The organism is Streptomyces tardus, assembly GCF_018101125.2.
In the GTDB taxonomy this organism is placed as follows: domain Bacteria; phylum Actinomycetota; class Actinomycetes; order Streptomycetales; family Streptomycetaceae; genus Streptomyces; species Streptomyces tardus.
This window is the reverse complement of the sequence record NZ_JAELVF020000001.1, coordinates 52,487-69,965: the sequence shown is the minus strand read 5'-3', so window position 1 is coordinate 69,965 and position 17,479 is coordinate 52,487. Positions and strand designations below refer to the sequence as shown.

Annotated in this window: 14 protein-coding genes; 10 read left to right on the top strand and 4 right to left on the bottom strand. The window is 72.1% G+C overall.

Features of this window, described 5'->3' with window-relative positions; all coding sequences use genetic code 11:
- Nucleotides 1–13: 13 nt before the first annotated feature.
- Entirely contained in the window at nucleotides 14–1,345 is a 1,332-nt protein-coding gene (locus tag JGS22_RS00265) for a M14 family metallopeptidase (RefSeq protein ID WP_372454165.1), read from the bottom strand.
- Nucleotides 1,346–1,646: 301 nt separating this feature from the next.
- Here JGS22_RS00265 and JGS22_RS00260 point away from each other — a divergent pair, with 301 nt between their 5' ends.
- The 8 genes from JGS22_RS00260 to JGS22_RS00225 all read left to right on the top strand — a co-directional run bounded on the left by JGS22_RS00260 (nucleotide 1,647) and on the right by JGS22_RS00225 (nucleotide 12,919).
- Nucleotides 1,647–3,101, top strand: a complete 1,455-nt coding sequence (locus JGS22_RS00260) for an aldehyde dehydrogenase family protein (protein ID WP_211040960.1) — start codon at nucleotides 1,647–1,649, stop codon at nucleotides 3,099–3,101.
- Nucleotides 3,102–3,555: 454 nt separating this feature from the next.
- Entirely contained in the window at nucleotides 3,556–4,860 is a 1,305-nt protein-coding gene (locus JGS22_RS00255) for a DUF418 domain-containing protein (RefSeq protein ID WP_308405441.1), read from the top strand.
- A 635-nt stretch (nucleotides 4,861–5,495) separates the two neighbouring features.
- Nucleotides 5,496–6,770, top strand: coding sequence for a 1-deoxy-D-xylulose-5-phosphate reductoisomerase (gene dxr, locus JGS22_RS00250; RefSeq protein WP_211040959.1), 1,275 nt, complete (start codon nucleotides 5,496–5,498; stop codon nucleotides 6,768–6,770).
- On the top strand, nucleotides 6,767–8,071 hold the full coding sequence (locus JGS22_RS00245; protein WP_211040958.1) for a M50 family metallopeptidase: 1,305 nt from the start codon (nucleotides 6,767–6,769) through the stop codon (nucleotides 8,069–8,071). Before dxr ends, JGS22_RS00245 begins: the two co-directional genes overlap by 4 nt.
- A 215-nt stretch (nucleotides 8,072–8,286) precedes the next feature.
- The gene (gene ispG, locus JGS22_RS00240) at nucleotides 8,287–9,441 is read left to right on the top strand and encodes a flavodoxin-dependent (E)-4-hydroxy-3-methylbut-2-enyl-diphosphate synthase (RefSeq protein WP_211040957.1); all 1,155 of its coding nucleotides are present in this window, start codon (nucleotides 8,287–8,289) and stop codon (nucleotides 9,439–9,441) included.
- 274 nt (nucleotides 9,442–9,715) lie between these two features.
- On the top strand, nucleotides 9,716–10,564 hold the full coding sequence (locus JGS22_RS00235) for a GNAT family N-acetyltransferase (RefSeq protein WP_211040956.1): 849 nt from the start codon (nucleotides 9,716–9,718) through the stop codon (nucleotides 10,562–10,564).
- Between the two features lie 26 nt (nucleotides 10,565–10,590).
- Nucleotides 10,591–11,127 (top strand): GNAT family N-acetyltransferase, encoded by a 537-nt coding sequence (locus JGS22_RS00230; RefSeq protein ID WP_211040955.1) that lies wholly within the window; start codon nucleotides 10,591–10,593, stop codon nucleotides 11,125–11,127.
- 88 nt (nucleotides 11,128–11,215) lie between these two features.
- The gene (locus tag JGS22_RS00225; RefSeq protein WP_211040954.1) at nucleotides 11,216–12,919 is read left to right on the top strand and encodes a proline--tRNA ligase; all 1,704 of its coding nucleotides are present in this window, start codon (nucleotides 11,216–11,218) and stop codon (nucleotides 12,917–12,919) included.
- Nucleotides 12,920–13,080: 161 nt separating this feature from the next.
- Here JGS22_RS00225 and JGS22_RS00220 read toward each other — a convergent pair whose 3' ends face one another.
- Genes JGS22_RS00220 through JGS22_RS00210 form a run of 3 tightly spaced genes read right to left on the bottom strand, consistent with a single transcriptional unit; the run spans nucleotide 13,081 to nucleotide 15,047 of the window.
- Complete coding sequence (locus tag JGS22_RS00220; RefSeq protein WP_211040953.1) at nucleotides 13,081–13,980, bottom strand: aminoglycoside phosphotransferase family protein; 900 nt, start codon at nucleotides 13,978–13,980, stop codon at nucleotides 13,081–13,083.
- A gap of 26 nt (nucleotides 13,981–14,006) precedes the next feature.
- Nucleotides 14,007–14,489 carry a ferritin-like domain-containing protein gene (locus tag JGS22_RS00215; protein WP_211040952.1) on the bottom strand — a complete coding sequence of 161 codons (483 nt, stop codon included), beginning with the start codon at nucleotides 14,487–14,489 and terminating at the stop codon, nucleotides 14,007–14,009.
- Between the two features lie 30 nt (nucleotides 14,490–14,519).
- Nucleotides 14,520–15,047 (bottom strand): hypothetical protein, encoded by a 528-nt coding sequence (locus JGS22_RS00210; protein ID WP_216814792.1) that lies wholly within the window; start codon nucleotides 15,045–15,047, stop codon nucleotides 14,520–14,522.
- An 835-nt stretch (nucleotides 15,048–15,882) separates the two neighbouring features.
- On the opposite strand from JGS22_RS00210, the gene rimP reads away from it, so the two are divergent.
- Both rimP and nusA read left to right on the top strand, forming a co-directional pair.
- Nucleotides 15,883–16,401, top strand: coding sequence for a ribosome maturation factor RimP (gene rimP, locus JGS22_RS00205; RefSeq protein ID WP_211043698.1), 519 nt, complete (start codon nucleotides 15,883–15,885; stop codon nucleotides 16,399–16,401).
- Nucleotides 16,402–16,403: 2 nt separating this feature from the next.
- A complete protein-coding gene (gene nusA / locus JGS22_RS00200; protein WP_211043700.1) occupies nucleotides 16,404–17,414 on the top strand; it encodes a transcription termination factor NusA in 1,011 nt (336 codons plus the stop codon).
- Nucleotides 17,415–17,479: the final 65 nt, after the last annotated feature.

The window sequence follows — 17,479 nt, the reverse complement described above, 5'->3', positions numbered from 1 at the left end:
GGGTTTCGGCGGCTCAGCTGCCGCAGTACTCGGCCTCCTTGCCGATGGAGCGGTACATGCAGTCGGCGTTCTCCAGCAGGATCAGCTGGGCGTCCTTGTTCCGTGAGGTCTCGCGGTCGATGACGCTGCCGGGCGGGTAGAACCCGTCGGGGGAGCCGGAGCCCGGGTACATCTCGAAGGTGTACGAGAAGATGCCCTGGTCGGCCCACATCCAGTCGTTGATGGTGCCGTCCGTGATGTACAGCTCGCTGGACTGCTCGGCGGTGTAGCCGTTGCTGTCGGCCATGGTGGTGCCGACGGCCGCGTGGGCGTCCCGGTCGTCCTGGCTGAGCCCGGGGGCGGTCTCGTCGTAGGTGAAGCCGTACGGCCAGAGGATCAGCTCGCCGTAGGTGTGGAAGTCGATGTGTGCGGTGATCTGCTGCTCACCGCCGACGACCCGGCTGAGCACGAAGTCCTGGACGACCTTGGTCTCCTTGGCGGAGCCGGCCGAGGGGCCGCGGTAGGTCTCGCTGGACGGGTTGTCCGACGAGCCGCCGCAGCAGCCCCACTCGTAGGGCCAGTTGCGGTTGAGGTCGGTGCCGACTGCGCTGCTGCCCTCGTTGGGCTCGCGGTTCTTGCGCCACATCTTGAACTCGCCGGAGTCCTGGTCGAACACCTTGCCGTCGGGGTTGACCGACGGGATGATCCACAGCTCGCGCTCGTCGAGCATCTTGGTGACGCGCTCGTCGGTGCCGTAGCCGCCGGCGAACTCCTCGAGGGTGTACAGCGCCATCTCCACCGTGAGGTGTTCCCTGGCGTGCATGTTGTGGGTGAAGAGGACCTCGGGCTTGTCCCGGTCCTCGGCGACGTCGGCGCTGAGCTTGACCGCGATGATGTCGCGACCCTCGTGGGAGGTGCCGATGACTTCCTTCTTCAGAAGGTCCGGGTACTGCTCGACGAACCCGTCGACGGCCGTGTTCATCTCGTCGTAGCTGTGGTAATCGCCGGGTGCCGCGGCCTTGGCCGACCGCTCGCCCGGTGCCGGTCGGGCCGTCAACTCGTAGCCCTTGTCGCGGAGTTCGGCCGCCTCGGCCTTCCCTGCGGTGATCACGACGGTGTCCTTGCCGACCTCGTCGATCGCCACTCCGGTCCGGGCGAGCCGGGTGCGCTCGGGTGCGGTGCCGATGTCGGCGACCTCGTACTGGCGGGCCTTCCCGGCGTCCTGCTCCGCCGTCGCCGCGGGCCTGTCGCTGCCGGTGGAGTCGGAGGGGGAGGCGATGGCCTGGGCGCCGAGGGGTACGGCGAGCGCGAGGGCGAGGATCGCTGCCGCGGAGGCCTTGCGCCTGCCGCGTTTGGTGGTGCGCATTCGCATCTCCTGGTGGTCCAGAGGTGAGACGGGTGGGGGGTGTCGCACACGCGACCGCCGGCAGGTCTCCCTGCCGAATGGGGCGGTCGCGCTGCGTCATCGTTGCGCGATGTCATGGCGTGGTCAATGACTTCGGGGTGTGGTGCGCCAAAGCGGAGCGACACACCACCGGACTGCTACGCGCAGGACAAGACCTCTCCTCGGACGCGGGCCCTACCGTGGGCACTGTGCGCGGCCCTGTACACGGGTCCGCGCGGCACCGCGCACCACCACCCACGACATCGGAAGGCCGGGTCCCGCAGTGACTGAAGCGACTTCCCCGCACCCGTTCTGGCTCGCAGGCCGCGAGGCGACCGGCGATGACACCCTCGACGTCACCTCACCGTGGGACGGCCGGACCGTCGGCCGCATCAGCGTTCCGACCCCGGACCAGGTCGAGGAGGCCGTCGCCGCAGCCGCGGCGGCCACCGAGAAGTTCTCCGCGACCCCCGCGCACGTACGCGCCGCCGCGCTCGACCACATCGGCCGCCGGCTGGTCGAACGCACCGAGGAGATCGCCCGGTTGATCTCTGCCGAGAACGGCAAGCCGATCAAATGGGCGCGCGGCGAGGTCGGCCGCTGCATCTCCGTCTTCCGCTGGGCCTCCGACGAGGCCCGCCGTTTCAACAGCGGCGAGGCGCAGCGACTGGACTCCGATGCGGGCGGAACCGGCCGGCTCGCCCTCACCCGCCGCTACCCGCACGGCCCGGTGCTGGGCATCGCGCCCTTCAACTTCCCGCTCAACCTCTGTGCGCACAAGGTGGCCCCGGCCATCGCGGTCGGCACCCCGATCATCCTCAAGCCCGCGCCGGCCACCCCCCTCTCCGGACTGCTCATCGGTGAACTCCTCGCCGAGACCGACCTGCCCGCCGGCTCCTGGTCCGTGCTGCCGGTGCCCAACGACGCGATGCCCGCGCTGGTGCAGGACGAGCGGCTGCCGATCATCTCCTTCACCGGCTCCGCGCCGGTCGGCTGGTCGATCCTCGACTCGGTGCCGCGCAAGCGCGTCACCCTCGAACTCGGCGGCAACGGCGCCGCCGTCGTGCTCGGCGACTACTCCTCGGAGGCCGACCTCGACTTCGCCGCCCAGCGCATCGCCACCTTCTCCAACTACCAGGGCGGCCAGTCCTGCATCTCCGTCCAGCGAGTGATCGCCGACGCGAGCGTCTACGACCGGCTCGTGCCGAAGGTCGTGGAGGCCATCGAGGCGCTGGCCACCGGCGACCCCGCCGACGACGCCACCGACGTGGGCCCGCTGGTCAGCGAGGACGCCGCCCAGCGGGTCGAGTCCTGGGTGCAGGAGGCCGTCGACGCGGGTGCGCGCCTGCTGACCGGCGGCAAGCGCGACGGTGCGACCTACGCCCCCACCGCGCTGGAGAACGTTTCCTCCGAGACTCGCCTGGGCCACGACGAGGTGTTCGGACCGGTCGTCTCGTTCACCAGGGTCGACGGTGAGCGGGCCGCCTTCGAGGCTGCCAACGACTCCCAGTTCGGGCTCCAGGCAGGCGTGTTCACCCACGATGTGCAGGCTGCCTTCCGGGCCCACCGTGCGCTGGAGGTGGGCGGCGTGATCATCGGCGACGTGCCGTCCTACCGTGGCGACCAGATGCCCTACGGCGGCGCCAAGCAGTCGGGTGTGGGCCGCGAGGGCGTGCGGTACGCGATGGAGGACTACACCTACGAGCGGGTCATGGTGCTCACCGGCCTCGATCTCTGAGCCGGCTGCCCTGAAGGGCGTCGGATCCGAGCAACTCCGGTACGGGCCACGGCGGAACTTCCGTCGCGGCCCGTACGCGCGGGTCGGCCACTTCTGTCGAACCACCGCACGACGTACGGCAGTGACGACGGCAGGTCCGCGGCTCCTAGCGTCTCCTCCCCTGACCACGCCTCCCGGCCGCTCCACACCATCCGGCAGCCCCACCCGGCGCGGAGGGCCGGCCTCCACCGACGGCCCCGCGTCGGGCGACCCCTCCACGCCACCCCGCGCCGCCGTCCCGCACACCGCGCCCGCGCCGGCGCCCGGGTCGCCTCTCGCGCCGCGATCCGCGCCGCCTCCCGCGCCGGCGCCCGGGTCGCCGGCGGTTCCGTACCCTGCCGCCGTCCGGGTCGCCGCCGCGCCGCCATCCGCAGCGGTCCCCGGTCGGCGCGCGAGCGGGCCCGCGCGCGGTGGTGTGCGCCCCGACGGGCGTGCGCTCGCGCCCGACTTCGCGCGCGGGGTGATGCTGCTGCTCATCGCGCTGTCGAACACCGCGTTCCACCTCTGGAACGCCGAGCGCGGCCCCGACGGCTGGCACCCGGTCGACGGCTCGGCCCTCGACTCCGGCGTTCAGTTCGCGATGATCATCGGGCTGGACATGCGCATCAACCCGCTCTTCGCGTTCCTCTTCGGCTACGGGATGATGTGGATCCACCAGCGCCAGTTGGCGGCCGGCGCCGACAGCGGCACGGCGGTGCGGCTGCTGCGGCGCAGGGGCCTGTGGCTGATGGTGTTCGGCGCTGCGCACGCCCTGCTGCTGATGGCCGGCGACATCGTCGCCTACTACGGCCTGCTCAGTCTCCTGATGTGCTGGCTCTTCGTGCGCCGCCCCGACCGGGTGCTGGTCCGCCGGTGCTGGATCGGCCTCGGTCTGATGCTGCTCTGGGTCGCGGTGGCCGCGCTGCCGTACCTGGTCGACGGTTTCGACACCGGGGGCGGACCCGCCGAACCGTCGCACGAGGCGTACGGCGCCCACCAGAGCGACTGGGCGAGCGCCGCCGGCACCCGTGCGGTCACCCACCTGATCGTCGGCTACGTCGGCCCGTTCGCCGCGCTGCGCTCCGGCACCTTCGTGGTGTTCGTCCTCGGCATGCTCGCAGCCCGGCACCGCGTACTGGAGGAGCCGTGGCGTCATCTGCGGCTGCTGCGCGGCACCGCTGTCGCCGGTCTGGCGCTCGGCTGGCTCGGCCCGCTGCCGCTGGCCCTCGCGCACGTGGGCGCCCTCGACCTGTCCGACGCGATGGTCTCCGACCTGGGCCCGTTGGTCGCGCTGCGCGACGCCACCGGCCAGGCGGGCGGCCTGGGTTACGTCGCCGTCCTCGCTCTCCTCTCCCACGCCCTCGTCACCCGCGGGGCTCACCGTTCCCGGCCGGTCGTGGCGGTCAGCGCCGTCGGCAAACGCTCGCTGTCCTGCTACTTCGCCCACTCGCTGCTCTTCGCCCCGCTGCTGGCCGCCTGGGGGCTCGGCGTGGGAGAGCATCTGGGCAGCGCGACGATGCTGCTGGCCGGCGCCGGCGTCTGGCTGGTGACGGTGGCCGGTGCGTACGCCTTCGAACTGCGCGGCAGACGCGGACCGTTGGAGGTGCTGCTGCGCCGCCTGATGTACGGACGCGCGGCCTCCTCCGCGGTGCGGCAACCGGTGTCCGACGGGCGCACCGACCGGTCCGTGCAGTGCGGGACGCCCGTCCCGCAGCAGGGTTCGGGGGACGCCGGGCCGTAGGCCGCGACGCCCCGCCACGGGGCTGAGCGCTCGGCACCATCGCGCTCCGCACCATCGCGCTCCGCACCATCGCGCCGGGGCACACCGGCACCGTGGGTCCCTGCCCGTTCCGCGCCCCGCCGCAGCGGAGGCCCGGGTGATCGGCACCCGCCTCGACGGCAGGACGTCCTCGTCACCGGGGGCTCCGCCAACATCGGCGCGGCCGTCAGCCGGGCCTTCGCCGCGCAGGGCGCGCGGGTGGCGACCCATCACCTCACCGGAGAACGCCCGCCTCCCGAGGGCACGCGGTGGTCACCTCCGGCACATGCGTCCGAGCGGACAGCGTGCGCACGCTGTCCGAAAATCACCGCAGCAGGCCGAGCCCGTCCCGGGATCCCGCTCCGGGCGGGCCGGCCGCGAAGGCCGGCCCGCACCGTGCCCAACTGCGGCGGAACAGCGTCGAGTTGTCCCGGCCGGTGCGCTCGTGCCGCTGTACCCGCCGGACAGGACTCCCGCACTGCCCGCGAGATTCGGCCGTACACCCTCAACTCCCGTACGGCGGCAGCTGCCCCGGAGCTTGCGAGGACCGCAGGGCGCCGCCCGGGTACGTCCATGCGCCGTCCGACTCCCGAACCGGAGAGGCCACAATGGACCGCATGACGGAATCCCCCCAGGCCCTCGCCGACCCGCACACCAGCTACCGGTCGGCCCACGGCGACCACGACGGACCACGTGACCTCGTGATCCTGGGGTCGACCGGTTCGATCGGCACCCAGGCCGTCGACGTGGTGCTCGCCAACCCCGACCGCTTCCGGGTCACCGGGCTGTCCGCCGCGGGCGGGCGGATCGAGCTGCTGGCCGGTCAGGCACACCGCTTGCAGGTGCGGACCGTCGCAGTGGCCCAGGAGGACCGCGCCGCCGCTCTGCGCCAGGCGCTCCGCGCGCAGTACGGCGCCGGTGAACCGATCCCCGAGGTGCTGGCCGGCCCGGACGCCGCCACCGAGCTCGCCGCCTCGCCCTGCCACACCGTGCTCAACGGCATCACAGGCTCCATCGGCCTGCGCCCCACGCTCGCCGCGCTGGAGGCCGGCCGGGCGCTCGCGCTGGCCAACAAGGAATCCCTGATCGTCGGCGGCCCGCTGGTCAAGGCGCTGGCCGCGCCCGGGCAGATCATCCCGGTCGACTCCGAGCACTCCGCGCTCTTCCAGGCGCTGATGGGCGGGGCCCGGGCGGAGGTGCGCAAGCTGCTGGTCACCGCTTCCGGCGGCCCGTTCCGCGGCCGCACCCGGGCGCAGCTCGCCGATGTCACCCCGCAGGAGGCGCTGGCCCACCCGACCTGGGAGATGGGCCCGGTCATCTCGATCAACTCGGCGACCCTGGTGAACAAGGGACTTGAGGTCATCGAGGCCCACCTGCTGTACGACATCCCCTTCGAGCGCATCGAGGTCGTCGTCCACCCGCAGTCCGCGGTGCACAGCATGGTCGAGTTCGAGGACGGCTCGACGCTGGCCCAGTGCGGCCCGCCGGACATGAAGCTGCCGATCGCCCTCGCGCTCGGCTGGCCGGCCCGGGTGCCGGACACCGGACCGGTCTTCGACTGGCGCAAGGCGATGAGCTGGGACTTCCTGCCACTGGACCACAAAGCGTTCCCCTCCGTGTCGCTGGCGGCGCACGTCGGCGGGCTCGGCGGCACCGCGCCGGCCGTCTTCAACGCCGCCAACGAGGAGTGTGTCGAAGCCTTCCTCGCCGGACGGCTGCCCTTCACCGCGATCGTGGATACGGTGGCCGCTGTGGTTGAGGAGCACGGTGTGCCGGACGGAACCGGTCTGACACTCGACGGTGTCCTCGCATCCGAGGAGTGGGCCCGCGCCCGCGCCCGCGAACTGGCGGCCGAAGCCGCCCGAGCACGTACGGCGGAGGCCCGCGCATGACCATGTTGATGACCCTGATCGGCGTGGTGGTCTTCGTCGTCGGGCTGCTGTTCTCCATCGCCTGGCACGAGCTGGGGCACCTCTCCACGGCCAAGCTCTTCGGTATCCGGGTGCCGCAGTACATGGTCGGCTTCGGGCCGACGATCTTCTCCCGGCACCGGGGCGAGACCGAGTACGGGATCAAGGCCATCCCGCTCGGCGGCTACATCCGGATGATCGGCATGTTCCCGCCCGGCGACGACGGCAAGATCCGCAAGCGCTCCACCTCCCCGTTCCGCGGCATGATCGAGGACGCCAGGGCCGCCGCGTACGAGGAGCTGCAACCGGGCGACGAGAAGCGGCTGTTCTACACCCGCAAGCCGTGGAAGCGCCTGATCGTCATGTTCGCGGGCCCGTTCATGAACCTGATCCTCGCGGTGGTGATCTTCCTCGGGGTGCTGATGACCTTCGGCATCAACACCCAGACCACCACGGTCGGGAGCGTCTCCGACTGCGTGATCGAGGCCGGTGCCGAGACCGACACCTGCCCGAAGAACGCCCCGGACACCCCGGCCAAGGCGGCCGGGCTGCGGGCGGGCGACAAGATCGTCTCCTACGACGGCAAGCCGATCACCGAATGGGGCGCACTCCAGTCCTCGATCCGCGACTCCTCGGGGCCGGTCACGCTCGTCGTCGAGCGCGACGGCGAGCGCCGCGAGCTGCAGGCCACCCCGATCGAGAACAAGGTCGCCAAGAGCGACGGCGACGGCGGCTACGTCGAGGGCGAGTACGTCACGGCCGGCTTCCTCGGCTTCGCCCCGGCCTCCGGCATCCAACAGCAGTCCTTCCCGCAGGCCGTGGACCGCATGGGCGAGATCATGGAGAACGGCTTCGAGGCGCTGATCGCCCTGCCGTCCAAGGTCCCCGACCTGTGGAACGCGGCCTTCGCGGGCGGCGAGCGGGCAGACGACTCCCCGGTGGGTGTCGTGGGCGCGGCCCGGGTCGGCGGCGAGATCGTCACCCTGGACATCCCGCCGAGCCAGCGGGTGGCCACGATGCTCTTCCTGGTCGCGGGCTTCAACCTGTCCCTGTTCCTCTTCAACATGCTCCCGCTGCTGCCGCTGGACGGTGGCCACATGGCGGGAGCGCTCTGGGAGTCGGTGCGCCGCCGAGCCGCCAAGCTCTTCCGACGGCCCGACCCCGGCCCGTTCGACGTCGCCAAGCTGATGCCGGTGGCGTACGTCGTGGCGGGAGTCTTCGTCTGCTTCACCCTGTTGGTGCTCGTGGCCGACGTGGTGAATCCGGTCAGACTGGCCGGCTAGGTCCCCGCAGGGCGTGAGCGGCCACCTGTCGTGCCGCCCACGCCCCGGCCCCTGCCGAGCAGGACCGAGTGCTCCTCGCGCCCCGCCACGGGCCGGGCACGGGGAGCCGCATCGCACACGGCTCGCCGGATTTCCGTTCAGCCGAGTGCCGTACTCTCGTCAGCCGGAGCCCGGCCGATCTCGGGCCCGCGATACACACCTTGGGGTTACGCCTGATGACAGCGATCTCGCTGGGAATGCCGTCCGTACCGATCAAGCTCGCCGAACGGCGAGTCAGCCGACAGATCCAGGTGGGGTCCGTCCCCGTCGGCGGGGACGCTCCGATCTCCGTGCAGTCGATGACGACCACCAGAACCTCGGACATCGGCGCCACGCTGCAACAGATCGCCGAACTCACCGCCTCCGGCTGCCAGATCGTCCGGGTGGCCTGCCCCACGCAGGACGACGCCGACGCGCTCCCGGTCATCGCCCGCAAATCGCAGATCCCGGTGATCGCCGACATCCACTTCCAGCCGAAGTACGTCTTCGCCGCCATCGACGCCGGCTGTGCGGCGGTGCGCGTCAACCCGGGGAACATCAAGCAGTTCGACGACAAGGTCAAGGAGATCGCCAAGGCGGCCTCCGACGCCGGTACCCCGATCCGTATCGGAGTCAACGCCGGCTCCCTGGACCGGCGGCTGCTCCAGAAGTACGGTCGTGCGACCCCCGAGGCGCTGGTGGAGTCCGCGCTCTGGGAATGCTCCCTCTTCGAGGAGCACGGCTTCCGGGACATCAAGATCTCCGTCAAGCACAACGACCCGGTCGTCATGGTGAACGCCTACCGGCAGCTCGCCGCGCAGTGCGACTACCCGCTGCACCTGGGAGTCACCGAGGCCGGGCCCGCCTTCCAGGGCACCATCAAGTCCTCCGTCGCCTTCGGCGCGCTGCTCTCCGAGGGCATCGGTGACACCATCCGGGTCTCCCTCTCCGCGCCGCCCGCCGAGGAGATCAAGGTCGGCAACCAGATCCTGGAGTCCCTCGGACTGCGCGAGCGCGGACTGGAGATCGTCTCCTGCCCGTCCTGCGGACGCGCCCAGGTCGACGTCTACAAGCTCGCCGAGGAGGTCACCGCCGGCCTCACCGGCATGGACGTGCCGCTGCGCGTCGCGGTGATGGGCTGCGTCGTCAACGGACCCGGCGAGGCCCGCGAGGCCGACCTCGGAGTCGCCTCCGGCAACGGCAAGGGCCAGATCTTCGTCAAGGGCGAGGTCATCAAGACCGTCCCCGAGTCGAAGATCGTCGAGACCCTGATCGAGGAAGCGATGAAGATCGCCGAGCAGATGGAGAAGGACGGCGCCGCCTCCGGCGAGCCCGAGGTCTCCGTCAGCTGAACCGCTCTTCCCGTCAGCTGAACCGCTCTTCCCGACGGCGTACGGCGTCGGGCCCGACCTTTCCGGGCCCGGCCGTGCGCCGTCGGCGTGTGTCCGCCCCGTCCGAGGCGTGCGCAACGGGCCGCACGCGCAGCGCGTTGCGTCGGCCGGGGCGGCGTGAGGGCGAGTGGAGGTGCCGGGTCGTGGCTGCGGGGTACAGTCAAAGCCCGTCACGTCGCCCCGCCGCCGCCTCGCGGGCCGGACGACCCCTCCAGCGACAAAGGCTCCTCCGCGCGTGCTGACCACCACCTCCACCCGGGCTCTCGACCCCAGTGATCTGGACGAGGCGTTGGCCGTGCTGGACCGGGAACCGGTGAACAACGCGTTCGTCGCCGCCCGGGTGCACACCGCGGGCCTGGACCCCTGGCGGCTCGGCGGCGAGATGTGGGGCTGGTACCGCGAGGGTCGGCTGGAGTCGCTGTGCTACGCGGGCGCCAACCTGGTCCCCCTCTGCGCAGGGCCCGAGGCGGTCGTCGCGTTCGCCGCGCGCGCCCGCCGCCAGGGCCGCCGCTCCTCCTCCCTGGTCGGCCCCGCCGGTCCGACGGCCGCGCTGTGGTCGCTGCTGGAGCCGCACTGGGGCCCGGCCCGCGAGGTCCGCCCGCACCAGCCCCTGATGGTCACCTCCCGCCAGACCGAGGAGGTGGTGCCGGACCCGTACGTGCGACGTGTGCGCAAGGACGAGCTGGAGGACGTCCTCCCGGCCTGCGTCGCGATGTTCACCGAGGAGATCGGCATCTCGCCGCTGGAAGGCGGCGACGGCGGCCTGATCTACCAGGCCCGCGTCGCCGAACTCGTCGGCACCGGCAGGGCGTTCGCGCGGTTCGAGGACGGCAGTGTGGTCTTCAAGGCGGAGATCGGCGCCGTGACCCCGAAGGTCTGCCAGATCCAGGGCGTCTGGGTCAGCCCCGAACGCCGCGGCGAGGGCCTGTCGGAGACCGGCATGGCCGCCGTGCTGCGCTACGCGCTCACCGAGGTGGCCCCGCTCGCCAGCCTGTACGTCAACGACTACAACACCGCGGCCCGCGCCTCCTACCGCAGAGTCGGCTTCGAGGAGTCCGGCGCCTTCATGAGTGTGCTGTTCTGATCCTCGCGGCAGTAGGCTCTGTGCCCATGCAGTACGAAGTCGCGGTGGGCCACCTCGACCTGGCCGCACGCGTCGACGAGGCGCTCGCCGTCCAGGCGCTCGCGTTCGGCCTCACGGACGAGGAGATCGCCGTACGGCGGCACATCGTGCTGCGCCACCTCGCCTTCCCCGGCGCCCGCGCGCTCGGCGCGACGACCGCCGAGGGGCGGCTGGTCGGCTTCGTCTACGGCCTGCCGAACAGCAGAAACCAGTGGTGGTCGAGCGTCGTCGAGCCGTACCTTCTGCGCAACGGCGCCAGCGGCTGGCTCGACCGCTCCTTCACGATCACCGAGCTGCACGTGCACCCCGCGTTCCAGCAGCGCGGTGTCGGGCGGGAGTTGATCACCCGGCTGACGGACGCCGCCGCCGAGCCGCGCTCGCTGCTGTCGGCCGTCGAGGCCGAGAGCCCGGCCCGCGCCCTCTACCGGCGCCTGGGGTACCGGGACCTGGCGACCGGGGTGAGCTTCCCGAGTGCGGCCACCCCGTACGTCGTCATGGGGGCCGAACTGCCGCTGCACCGCTGAACCGACTAACCTCCAGACCTCACCAGCCCAACCACGCGACCCCGTATGCCGCGACTCGCCCCATACGGTCCGCAACAGGAGAAACCTCATGGCAGCCCGAGTCCAGCGCCTGTCCCGCTCCATGCTGAAGACGCTGCGCGATGACCCGGCCGACGCGGAGACGCTCAGCCACAAACTGCTCGTACGGGCCGGCTACGTACGTCGCACCGCCGCCGGCATCTGGACCTGGCTGCCGCTGGGCAAGCAGGTGCTGGACAACGTGAGCCGCGTCGTCCGCGAGGAGATGGACGCCATCGGCGCCCAGGAGGTCCTGCTGCCGGCGCTGCTGCCCAAGGAGCCGTACGAGGCGTCCGGCCGCTACGAGGAGTACGGCCAGCTGCTCTTCCGCCTCCAGGACCGCAAGGGCGCCGAGCTCGCGCTCGGGCCCACGCACGAGGAGATCTTCACCCAGGTCGTCAAGGACCAGTGCACGTCCTACAAGGACATGCCGGTGATCCTCTACCAGGTGCAGACGAAGTACCGCGACGAGGCCCGTCCCCGCTCCGGTGTCCTGCGGGGCCGCGAGTTCCTGATGAAGGACTCCTACTCCTTCGACGTCTCGGACGAGGAGTTGGCGCAGTCCTACGCCCTGCACCGCGCCGCGTACACCCGCATCTTCGAGCGTCTGGGCCTGGACTACCGCATCGTCTCCGCGGTCTCAGGCGCCATGGGCGGGTCCGCCTCCGAGGAGTTCCTGGCCCCCGCCGCAGCCGGCGAGGACACCTTCGCCGACTGCCCCAACTGCGACTACGCAGCCAACACCGAGGCCGTCACCACCGAGTTGACGACGGTCGAGGGCGCCGACCAGCCCCCGCTGGAGGAGCTGGACACCCCGGACACCCCGACGATCGACACCCTCGCCGCGTACCTCAACGTGCCCGCCTCGGCCACGCTGAAGAACCTGCTGGTCAAAGTCGACGGCGAGATCGTGGCGGTCGGTGTGCCCGGCCACCGCGAGGTCGACCTGGGCAAGCTCGGCGAGCACCTGGCGCCCGCCGAGGTCGAGCTGGTCACCGCGGAGGACTTCGTCGACCGTCCCGAGCTGGTGCGCGGCTACGTCGGACCGCAGGGCCTGGCGGAGCACGAGATCCGCTACCTCGCCGACCCGCGCGTCGCCCCCGGCACCAGCTGGGTCACCGGCGCCAACAAGGAGGGCAAGCACGCCCGCAACGTGGTCTGCGGCCGTGACTTCACCGTCGACCAGTACCTCGACGTCGTGGTCGTCGAGCCCGGCGACCCCTGCCCCAAGTGCGGCACCGGGCTCAGGCTCGACCGGGCCATCGAGATCGGCCACATCTTCCAGCTCGGCCGCAAGTACGCCGACACCTTCGGCCTCGATGTGCTCGGGCGCGACGGCAAGCCGGTCCGGGTGACCATGGGAAGCTACGGAATCGGCGTCTCCCGCGCCGTCGCCGCGCTCGCCGAGCAGACCGCCGACGAGCAGGGCCTGTGCTGGCCCGAGGAGATCGCCCCCGCCGACGTGCACGTGGTGGCCGCCGGCAAGGCCGCCCAGATCGAACTGGCCGTCGAGGTGGGCGACAAGCTCGGCGCGGCGGGCGTACGGGTCCTGGTCGACGACCGTCAGGGCGTCTCGCCCGGCGTGAAGTTCACCGACGCCGAGCTGATCGGTGTGCCGCAGATCCTCATCGTCGGCCGCGGAGCGCCCAAGGGCCTGGTGGAGCTCAAGGACCGCCGCAGCGGCGAGCGCGTCGAACTGCCGGTGGAGGAAGCGATCCAGCGGCTCACCCGCTGATCCGAAACCCGCACCGCGCTGCCCCGCCGCCCGCACCGGGCCGCGGGGCAGCGCCGTCGGCAGGGGCAGGCCCGCCGACAGGGGCAGCGGGACCGGTACGGTACGCGGCCGTCGGGCGGGACGAGTGCGTACGTCGCCCGGTCGTACGGGCGCTGTGGCCCTCAGACCCAGCCGGCGAACTCCAGCAGCATCTCGCCGTCCTCGCGGTCGCCGGTCAGCACCTGCCGCACACCGGACTCCACCGCCCGGTAGAGGGTCCAGCCGCGCAGCCGCTCCCGGTCCAGATCGAGTGAGTCCGCCAGCTTCCGGATGCGTCGCCGCACCTGTGCCGGGGCGCCGGGAGAGGCCATCAGATCGTGCAGCCGGTCCCGCACCAGACGAGCGAGGTCGTACTCCGGCTCGCCCACCAGCGGCTGCGGGCCCGCAGCCAGCCACTGCGCTCGGGGATCGTCGGTGGCGAGCACCACGCCCTGCCGGAAGTCGCCGTGCAGCAGCACCATCGGCGCGGGCGTGCCGAGCAGTTCCTCGCGCGCCGCGATCGCCTCGCGCACCAGCGGGCGCACCTCCTCGGGCGCGGACCCGAGCACCCGGTCGACCTGTACGCCGGTGTGGTCGTCCACTGTCGTGAAGGGGTGTTCGCCGGGCGGCACCCAAAGCCGCCGCACCGTCGACATCGCCTCCAGCGTGGCCTTCGCGTCCGGCAGCGAGCGCAGAGAGGTCTCGCCGTGCAGCCGTTCCAGGAGCAGCGCGCCGGCCCGCGGGTCGGCCCGGAGCAGCCGTACGGCGCCCAGCCCGTCCCAGCGCCGCAGAGCCGCGGCCTCGTCGGCGACCAGGCGCTCGTCCGCGGCGAGCAGCTTCAGCGCCGCCGGCGTGCCGTCCGCCCGGCGCACCAGCGCCACCGTGCTCTCCCTGCCGCCCGGTGCCACCACCCGCTCGAACGTCAACTCCCAGTCGTGCAGGAGGCGTTCGGCGAGTTCCGGCAGTCTCGCGAGCCAGGGGTGCCCGGGGCCCAGGGTGCGCACCAGCCGCTGCGGAGGTTCGTAGCGGGGGAGATCGGCCATGCCTTCGCGCGCCTTCCCTCGAACGGCTATCGGTCGGCGGGCCCGTCCTCGCGATCGACCAGCCCAGGGAAGGCTACGCCGCGACCGCGCCAGCGCGCGGACCGGACCGCCGCTTCACGCAGCGCCGTTGCCGCGTCCCGCCGCCGCCGACCGTCCGCTGCCCGTACGAGGTCCGCGTACGCCCCGGCGAGCCGGTCCTCCAGCTCGGCGGCCAGGCGCAACGCGCTCGCGTGGTCGGGCACCGGGAACGGCAGCGCGTACGCGGCCTGCGCCTGCACCGGTTCACCGCCCAGGTCCAGCACCGCGCGGGCCAGCGCGTCCCGGCGGGCGCGGTGCGCGTCGTACGCCTCCCGGGCATCGGGACGGCGGCCTTTGTCGACCCGGCCACCGACGACGCCGTACCCGTAGATCGCCGCGTGCTCGGCGGCCAGGGCAGCGCGCAGCGCGTCCAGCGCCTCCCCGTCCGAGGCCGGGCGCGCCGGTGCGGGGCCGTGTGCGGACGTACTCATCTCGGCCCACCTCTGCCGGACGTACTCATCTCAGTCCACCTCCGCGCGCAGTTCGGTCAGCAGATATCCGTGGGCGGCGCCGGCCGCCGCCACCGAGGCCAGCACCATCGCGGCCTGCGGTGGCGCTGTGTCCAGCGCCTTCGTCCTGGCGTCCACGGTCCGCCGTTCGGCCTTCGCCAGTGCGGCCAGTGCGGCCCGCGGCTCTCCCGGCACCTTCCTGGCGCCGGCAGCCGCACTGTCCGCCTTCTCCCGGCGCTCGGTGTCCGGCTGCCTGCGACCGCTCCGGCCGTCGAACTCGGCCAGGTGCCGCGCCACCGCGGCTCGCAGCGGTGCCAACGGCTCGGCGAGCGAGGGATGCGCGCGGACGGTGGCGTCGTACCGCTCCAGCAGCTCCCGGCTCTGCCGCGCGGCCTCGCCCCGCACCTCTTCCGCCGGGGACGCCTTCGGCGCACTCGGCGGCTCGTCCGCGCCGCCGCCCGTGCACGCCGTGGCGAGCAGGGCGACGGCTCCCGCTGCTCCTGCGGTGACGAAGGTCCGACGCTGAGGGGTGGGCGACACGTGAACACTCCACGAGGGTCGGGCCGGCCGCGGGCACGGGGGCAGCGACCCCTTCGAGCCGGACGACCTGTCCCCTGCCGAGGAGCTGGCGGCCCGGGCGACTGTGGCGATCGACAACGCGCGGCGCTACTCGCGCGAGTAGCGCCGCGCGTTGTCGATCGCCACAGTCGCCCGGGCCGCCAGCTCCTCGGCAGGGGACAGGTCGTCCGGCTCGAAGGGGTCGCTGCCCCCGTGCCCGCGGCCGGCCCGACCCTCGTGGAGTGTTCACGTGTCGCCCACCCCTCAGCGTCGGACCTTCGTCACCGCAGGAGCAGCGGGAGCCGTCGCCCTGCTCGCCACGGCGTGCACGGGCGGCGGCGCGGACGAGCCGCCGAGTGCGCCGAAGGCGTCCCCGGCGGAAGAGGTGCGGGGCGAGGCCGCGCGGCAGAGCCGGGAGCTGCTGGAGCGGTACGACGCCACCGTCCGCGCGCATCCCTCGCTCGCCGAGCCGTTGGCACCGCTGCGAGCCGCGGTGGCGGGGGAGGAACAAGCGGTGAGGGGCGCCGAGTTGGCAGGCGTGAGCGACACCGGAACAGGTGATCAGTGCTGCGACGAGCGTACCCGTCACGAACAACCGTCCTGGTCGCCCGCCCCCGACGCGCTGGCCGCTGCACCCGTGCGGCGGCCTGGTCAGTGCGACCCGACGCAGGCGCTAGGCTGTATCGGGCATGCCGGGAGGTGTTTTCCGGTGCTCGGCACCGGGTCTGGACTTGCCGCACCCCGCATCGCAGGCGCGGCAACGCACGCCGAGCGTCCCGTACCTGACAACAGCACACGCGGCCGAGGAGTCATTCGGATGAGCACCACCCAGATCGACAGGCTGCGAGGGCTGTTGGAGCCGCTGGTCTCCGCGCATGGTCTGGATCTCGAGGACGTCACCGTCACTCCCGCCGGCAAGCGCCGGGTACTGCGGGTCGCTGTCGACTCCGACGAGGGTGTGCAGCTGGACGCCTGCGCCGAGCTGAGCCGCGAGATCTCCCCGGTCCTGGACGACAGCGACGTGATGGGCGGAGCGCCCTACGTCCTGGAGGTCACCTCGCCGGGTGCGGACCGGCCGCTCACCGAGCTGCGGCACTACCGCCGCGCTGTCGAGCGTCTGGTCAAGCTCCAGCTGCACGAGGGCGGCGAGCTGGTCACCCGCATCCTCGCGGTGGACGACGACGGCCTCGACACCGAGGTGCCCGGCGTCAAGGGGCGCAAGCCCACCGCGCGCCGTGTCTCCTTCGACGAGATCGCGAAGGCCCGGGTGGAGATCGAGTTCAGCCGCAAGGACGGCAAGGACAACAAGGACAAGAAGGAAGAGGAGGAGGCGTAGCCGTGGACATCGACATGAGCGCCCTGCGGGGACTCGTACGGGAGAAGGAGATCTCCTTCGACCTGCTCGTGGAGGCGATCGAATCCGCTCTCCTCATCGCCTACCACCGCACCGAGGGCAGCAGCAGGCACGCCCGTGTGGTGCTCGACCGCGCCAGCGGCCATGTCGTCGTGTGGGCCAAGGAGGACCCGGCCGACCTCGAGGAGGGCCAGGAGCCCCGCGAGTTCGACGACACCCCCTCGGGCTTCGGACGGATCGCCGCGACCACCGCCAAGCAGGTCATCCTCCAGCGTCTGCGGGACGCCGAGGAGGAGGTCACCTTCGGGGAGTACGCCGGACGCGAGGGCGACGTCGTGACCGGTGTGGTGCAGCAGGGCAAGGACCCCCGCAGCGTGCTGGTCGACATCGGCCGGCTGGAGGCCATCCTGCCGCCGCAGGAACAGGTCCCGGGCGAGGAGTACCAGCACGGCACCCGGCTGCGCACGTACGTCATCCGGGTCGCCAAGGGCGTGCGCGGGCCGTCGGTCACGCTCTCGCGCACCCACCCCAACCTGGTGAGGAAGCTCTTCGAGCTGGAGGTCCCCGAGATCTCCGACGGCTCGGTGGAGATCTCCGCCATCGCACGCGAGGCGGGGCACCGCACGAAGATCGCCGTACGGTCCAACCGCTCCGGTCTCAACGCCAAGGGCGCCTGCATCGGCCCGATGGGCGGCCGGGTCAGGAACGTGATGAGCGAACTGGCCGGTGAGAAGATCGACATCGTCGACTGGTCCGACGATCCGGCGGAGTTGGTGGCGAACGCGCTCTCCCCGGCCCGGGTGACAAGGGTCGAGGTGGTCGATCTGGCCGCGCGGTCCGCCCGTGTCACCGTGCCGGATTACCAGCTGTCGCTGGCGATCGGCAAGGAGGGGCAGAACGCCCGTCTCGCTGCCCGCCTCACCGGCTGGCGGATCGACATCAGGCCGGACCAGGAGGCGGACGCGGGCCGGGAGCCGGACGCGGACGCACAGTAGGGCCGTTGCCCGCTCGTCGACCGGATGTCGTCGAGCGGGGGAGCGGCGGGCGCACGCTCGTACCC

Excerpts from the sequence above, each read along its gene's own strand:
- JGS22_RS00245 (WP_211040958.1), top strand. The coding sequence starts at position 6,767 with ATGACCATGTTGATGACCCTGATCGGCGTGGTGGTCTTCGTCGTCGGG.
- JGS22_RS00265 (WP_372454165.1), bottom strand. The coding sequence starts at position 1,345 with ATGCGCACCACCAAACGCGGCAGGCGCAAGGCCTCCGCGGCAGCGATC.
- ispG (WP_211040957.1), top strand. The coding sequence starts at position 8,287 with ATGACAGCGATCTCGCTGGGAATGCCGTCCGTACCGATCAAGCTCGCC.
- JGS22_RS00220 (WP_211040953.1), bottom strand. The coding sequence starts at position 13,980 with ATGGCCGATCTCCCCCGCTACGAACCTCCGCAGCGGCTGGTGCGCACC.
- rimP (WP_211043698.1), top strand. The coding sequence starts at position 15,883 with ATGAGCACCACCCAGATCGACAGGCTGCGAGGGCTGTTGGAGCCGCTG.
- dxr (WP_211040959.1), top strand. The coding sequence starts at position 5,496 with ATGACGGAATCCCCCCAGGCCCTCGCCGACCCGCACACCAGCTACCGG.
- JGS22_RS00215 (WP_211040952.1), bottom strand. The coding sequence starts at position 14,489 with ATGAGTACGTCCGCACACGGCCCCGCACCGGCGCGCCCGGCCTCGGAC.
- JGS22_RS00225 (WP_211040954.1), top strand. The coding sequence starts at position 11,216 with ATGGCAGCCCGAGTCCAGCGCCTGTCCCGCTCCATGCTGAAGACGCTG.
- JGS22_RS00230 (WP_211040955.1), top strand. The coding sequence starts at position 10,591 with ATGCAGTACGAAGTCGCGGTGGGCCACCTCGACCTGGCCGCACGCGTC.